The following is a 5,971-nucleotide window of genomic DNA, read 5'->3' as shown; positions in this document are numbered from 1 at the left end:
CCCTTCACCGGCGCTGCTGAGGCGGTGTTGGTTGGTCGGAAGGACGGCCTGACGGACTGGAAAGACGGTTGAGACGCCTGGGAGAGACCGGGGGCATCTTGAGTTAGGGTTTAGGCGGGCGCGCTGATTTATTGGCGCAACGGTCTGGTTTTTGGCTCTTGGTGTTATGTTCTTTGACATTGCTGGATACTGAAGAGATATGTGGGCGGTTTGGTTCGTTTCGACGGATTGAATGTCTGTATATCGCGCTCTTAGGGTTTCGGCCCGATGATAGAGTGTCAGCTTCACTGTTTGAGTGGTTCACTGATTTCTTAGGAGATCTGTGTACATCAAACAGATGACTTCATCTGGTTTAGCCACCAGATGAGATGTGCAGAGGTTCGAACGTCAAGGATAGGTTAGCAATAGCCTTTCAACTTGAGAGTTTGATCCTGGCTCAGAACGAACGCTGGCGGCAGGCCTAACACATGCAAGTCGAGCGCGCCTTTCGGGGCGAGCGGCGGACGGGTTAGTAACGCGTGGGAATATGCCCAAAGGTACGGAATAGCCTCTGGAAACGGAGAGTAATACCGTATGTGCCCTTCGGGGGAAAGATTTATCGCCTTTGGATTAGCCCGCGTTAGATTAGGTAGTTGGTGGGGTAATGGCCTACCAAGCCTACGATCTATAGCTGGTTTTAGAGGATGATCAGCAACACTGGGACTGAGACACGGCCCAGACTCCTACGGGAGGCAGCAGTGGGGAATCTTGGACAATGGGGGCAACCCTGATCCAGCCATGCCGCGTGAGTGATGAAGGCCCTAGGGTCGTAAAGCTCTTTCGCCTGTGAAGATAATGACGGTAGCAGGTAAAGAAACCCCGGCTAACTCCGTGCCAGCAGCCGCGGTAATACGGAGGGGGTTAGCGTTGTTCGGAATTACTGGGCGTAAAGCGCACGTAGGCGGATCGGAAAGTTGGGGGTGAAATCCCGGGGCTCAACCCCGGAACGGCCTCCAAAACTATCGGTCTAGAGTTCGAGAGAGGTGAGTGGAATTCCGAGTGTAGAGGTGAAATTCGTAGATATTCGGAGGAACACCAGTGGCGAAGGCGGCTCACTGGCTCGATACTGACGCTGAGGTGCGAAAGTGTGGGGAGCAAACAGGATTAGATACCCTGGTAGTCCACACCGTAAACGATGAATGCCAGTCGTCGGGTAGCATGCTATTCGGTGACACACCTAACGGATTAAGCATTCCGCCTGGGGAGTACGGTCGCAAGATTAAAACTCAAAGGAATTGACGGGGGCCCGCACAAGCGGTGGAGCATGTGGTTTAATTCGAAGCAACGCGCAGAACCTTACCAACCCTTGACATCCTAGGACCGTCCCAGAGATGGGTCTTTCACTTCGGTGACCTAGTGACAGGTGCTGCATGGCTGTCGTCAGCTCGTGTCGTGAGATGTTCGGTTAAGTCCGGCAACGAGCGCAACCCACGTCCTTAGTTGCCAGCAGTTCGGCTGGGCACTCTAAGGAAACTGCCCGTGATAAGCGGGAGGAAGGTGTGGATGACGTCAAGTCCTCATGGCCCTTACGGGTTGGGCTACACACGTGCTACAATGGCAGTGACAATGGGTTAATCCCAAAAAGCTGTCTCAGTTCGGATTGGGGTCTGCAACTCGACCCCATGAAGTCGGAATCGCTAGTAATCGCGTAACAGCATGACGCGGTGAATACGTTCCCGGGCCTTGTACACACCGCCCGTCACACCATGGGAGTTGGTTCTACCCGACGGCCGTGCGCCAACCTTTTGGAGGCAGCGGACCACGGTAGGATCAGCGACTGGGGTGAAGTCGTAACAAGGTAGCCGTAGGGGAACCTGCGGCTGGATCACCTCCTTTCTAAGGATGTATCTAGTTAGATCTGTTCGCAGATCTCGTGATACACTTAGCAGAAGATCAACAAACAAAGTTGGTCAAACTCAAGGACCGAGCCGTCCTCATATCTCTTCAGACAGATGGATCCTGCGATTGGTGCTGGATCCGGCAAGGGGCCTTAGCTCAGCTGGGAGAGCGCCTGATTTGCATTCAGGAGGTCAGGAGTTCGATCCTCCTAGGCTCCACCATGATTTGCAGTCGGCCCTATTGAGAGATGGGTCGGTAGCTCAGGTGGTTAGAGCGCACGCCTGATAAGCGTGAGGTCGGAGGTTCAAGTCCTCCTCGACCCACCATTCCTCGCTTCGATCAGATCGTTGAGCACTTGTTTGAGTGTTCAGCCGTCCGATTGGACGTATCCTTTGACATCGTTAAGAGAGAAATCAATCAACACTGTTTGATTGGCGCCGAGTGTGGCGTTGATCTCAGTCGTTCTCATCTTCGGGTGAGCGGGTTGTGACACGGGTGTTTCCTCGCCTGTCCACGGCTATCGCGGCTGAAACGAACAGAGTTGTCCAAGTCAAGTACACTAACCCGCATGATCTGACGATCATGCATGTCTTCCATTCTCCGTGCGGGGCCGACCGACATCGGCAGCATGGGTTCCAGGATGGAAGGCGGGAAAGTATGCTTTTGGTTCAGAAGAAAGATCGCCTTTAGTTACCAGCTGGGCGGTCGCGATTGACATACTTGTGCTCAAGTAGCCGAATAGGCGGTAGCACAACTATCGTGTGTCTTTCTCTTTCTGGATCAAATCAAGCGCGAGAAGGGCGTTTGGTGAATGCCTTGGCAGCAAGAGGCGATGAAAGACGTGATACTCTGCGATAAGCCATGGGGAGCTGAGAATAAGCTTTGATCCATGGATCTCTGAATGGGGCAACCCACCTGAAAGCTTCATATTGTTATCTTTGATGCTCAATATGGGGTTTAAACAGGTACTTAAGACCTGAATACATAGGGTTTTAAGGGCAAACCCGGGGAACTGAAACATCTAAGTACCCGGAGGAAAGGAAATCAATTGATACTCCCCTAGTAGCGGCGAGCGAACGGGGACCAGCCGAGCCGGATAAGTGAGAAGAACATGTTGGGAAGCATGGCCATAGCGGGTGACAGCCCCGTATTCGAAGCTTTGACGGACGTATTAAGTAGGGCGGAACACGTGAAATTCTGTCTGAAGATCGGAGGACCACCTTCGAAGGCTAAGTACTCCTTGCTGACCGATAGCGAACCAGTACCGTGAGGGAAAGGTGAAAAGCACCCCGACGAGGGGAGTGAAACAGTACCTGAAACCGAACGCCTACAATCAGTCGGAGGCTCCTAGCGAGCTGACGGCGTACCTTTTGTATAATGGGTCATCGACTTGGTCTCACGAGCAAGCTTAAGCCGTTAGGTGTAGGCGTAGCGAAAGCGAGTCTTAATAGGGCGTATGAGTTCGTGGGATCAGACCCGAAACCGAGTGATCTAGGCATGGCCAGGTTGAAGGTGCGGTAACACGCACTGGAGGACCGAACCCACATCCGTTGAAAAGGATCGGGATGAGCTGTGCCTAGGGGTGAAAGGCCAATCAAACTCGGAGATAGCTGGTTCTCTGCGAAATCTATTTAGGTAGAGCGTCATCCGAATACCCCGGGGGGTAGAGCACTGGATGGGTAATGGGGCCCCACAGGCTTACTGATCCTAACCAAACTCCGAATACCCGGGAGTACTAGATGGCAGACACACTGCGGATGCTAACGTCCGTAGTGGAGAGGGAAACAACCCTGACCTACAGCTAAGGCCCCCAATTCATGGCTAAGTGGGAAAGCAGGTGGGACGACCAAAACAACCAGGAGGTTGGCTTAGAAGCAGCCATCCTTTAAAGATAGCGTAACAGCTCACTGGTCTAAACAAGTTGTCCTGCGGCGAAGATGTAACGGGGCTCAAGCCATGAGCCGAAGCTTAGGATGCCGTAAGGCATGGTAGCAGAGCGTAGTGTGACATAGATCCATGCCTCCTTGATCCCTTCGGGGATATTGGAGGCGAGGATCTTTCGATGAAGCCGGCCTGTGAGGGATCCGGTGGAGAGATCACTAGTGAGAATGATGACATGAGTAGCGACAAAGAGTGTGAGAGACACTCTCGCCGAAAGTCCAAGGGTTCCTGCTTAAAGCTAATCTGAGCAGGGTAAGCCGGCCCCTAAGCCGAGGCCGAAAGGCGTAGGCGATGGGAACTAGGTTAATATTCCTAGGCCAGGAGGATGTGACGGATCACAGGTGTAGTTCAATCTTATCGGATTGATTGGGCTGCTGAGTGGTTCCTGGAAATAGCCCTCCATCAGACCGTACCCTAAACCGACACAGGTGGACTGGTAGAGCATACCAAGGCGCTTGAGAGAACGATGTTGAAGGAACTCGGCAAAATACCTCCGTAAGTTCGCGAGAAGGAGGCCCGGTTCCTAGGCAACTAGGGGCTGGGGGCACAAACCAGGGGGTGGCGACTGTTTATTAAAAACACAGGGCTCTGCGAAGTCGCAAGACGACGTATAGGGTCTGACGCCTGCCCGGTGCCTGAAGGTTAAAAGGAGAGGTGAGAGCCTTGAATTGAAGCCCAGGTAAACGGCGGCCGTAACTATAACGGTCCTAAGGTAGCGAAATTCCTTGTCGGGTAAGTTCCGACCTGCACGAATGGCGTAACGACTTCCCCGCTGTCTCCAACATCGACTCAGCGAAATTGAATTGCCTGTCAAGATGCAGGCTTCCCGCGGTTAGACGGAAAGACCCCGTGCACCTTTACTACAGCTTCGCACTGGCATCAGGACTGCAATGTGCAGGATAGGTGGTAGGCTTCGAAGCAGGGACGCCAGTTCCTGTGGAGCCTCCCTTGAGATACCACCCTTTGCATTCTTGATGTCTAACCGCGGTCCGTTATCCGGATCCGGGACCCTGCGTGGCGGGTAGTTTGACTGGGGCGGTCGCCTCCTAAAGCGTAACGGAGGCGCGCGAAGGTTGGCTCAGAGCGGTCGGAAATCGCTCGTTGAGTGCAATGGCAGAAGCCAGCCTGACTGCGAGACTGACAAGTCGAGCAGAGTCGAAAGACGGCCATAGTGATCCGGTGGTCCCGAGTGGAAGGGCCATCGCTCAACGGATAAAAGGTACGCCGGGGATAACAGGCTGATACTGCCCAAGAGTCCATATCGACGGCAGTGTTTGGCACCTCGATGTCGGCTCATCTCATCCTGGGGCTGGAGCAGGTCCCAAGGGTACGGCTGTTCGCCGTTTAAAGAGGTACGTGAGCTGGGTTTAGAACGTCGTGAGACAGTTCGGTCCCTATCTGCCGTGGGTGTAGGAGACTTGAGAGGAGTTGCCCCTAGTACGAGAGGACCGGGGTGAACGATCCACTGGTGGACCTGTTGTCGTGCCAACGGCAGTGCAGGGTAGCTATGATCGGACAGGATAACCGCTGAAGGCATCTAAGCGGGAAGCCCCCCTCAAAACAAGGTCTCCCTGAGGGCCGTGGAAGACCACCACGTCAATAGGCCGGAGATGTAAGCGCAGCAATGCGTTCAGTTGACCGGTACTAATCGCCCGATAGGCTTGATTTGATCCAGTAACAGAAAGACAAATCACCAAAAGCATACACTGACCTTGACTAAGGATAGCGTCGTGACAATCCGCAAAGCGGATTGCACGGGGTTGATTGATTATACAACCGAGTGGCAACGCGCCTTTTGCAAGCAAAAGACGCTGTCTGCCACCCGTCGCTTTCTTGCTCCGCAAGAAAGTCGACGTGGGGATTTTCCTCGGTTTGGTGGTCATAGCGCAAGTGAAACACCCGGTCCCATCCCGAACCCGGAAGTTAAGCACTGCAGCGCCAATGGTACTTGGGCTCAAGCCCCGGGAGAGTAGGTCACCGCCAAACCTAGAAAAATCCCCCCTCTCTAAAACGATCAAAAAACACGACCAGGTCTCAATCAGCCAAATAGGCAACAGACCAACCCAAAGTGTCGCGGGATGGAGCAGCCCGGTAGCTCGTCAGGCTCATAACCTGAAGGTCGCAGGTTCAAATCCTGCTCCCGCAACCAAAA

3 tRNA genes and 3 rRNA genes are annotated in these 5,971 nt (G+C 53.6%); all 6 read left to right on the top strand.

The annotated features are described in order from the left end of the window. The first annotated feature begins 413 nt into the window (after positions 1-413). The 6 genes from ACR0DA_RS18650 to ACR0DA_RS18625 all read left to right on the top strand — a co-directional run bounded on the left by ACR0DA_RS18650 (position 414) and on the right by ACR0DA_RS18625 (position 5,968). Positions 414-1,875 (top strand): 16S ribosomal RNA (locus ACR0DA_RS18650). 148 nt (positions 1,876-2,023) lie between these two features. After that, positions 2,024-2,099, top strand: a tRNA-Ala gene (locus ACR0DA_RS18645). A gap of 28 nt (positions 2,100-2,127) precedes the next feature. After that, positions 2,128-2,204, top strand: a tRNA-Ile gene (locus ACR0DA_RS18640). 457 nt (positions 2,205-2,661) lie between these two features. Next, positions 2,662-5,488: ribosomal RNA gene (locus tag ACR0DA_RS18635) — 23S ribosomal RNA — on the top strand. Positions 5,489-5,690: 202 nt separating this feature from the next. Beyond that, positions 5,691-5,805, top strand: a 5S ribosomal RNA gene (gene rrf / locus ACR0DA_RS18630). Together the 16S, 23S and 5S rRNA genes with 3 tRNA genes alongside form the textbook arrangement of a ribosomal RNA operon. An 86-nt stretch (positions 5,806-5,891) precedes the next feature. After that, a tRNA-Met gene (locus ACR0DA_RS18625) sits at positions 5,892-5,968 on the top strand. Positions 5,969-5,971: the final 3 nt, after the last annotated feature.

Source organism: Ruegeria sp. CI8 (assembly GCF_056536865.1).
Note: the sequence above shows the minus strand (reverse complement) of the source record. Positions and strands in the feature narration are given on the sequence as shown.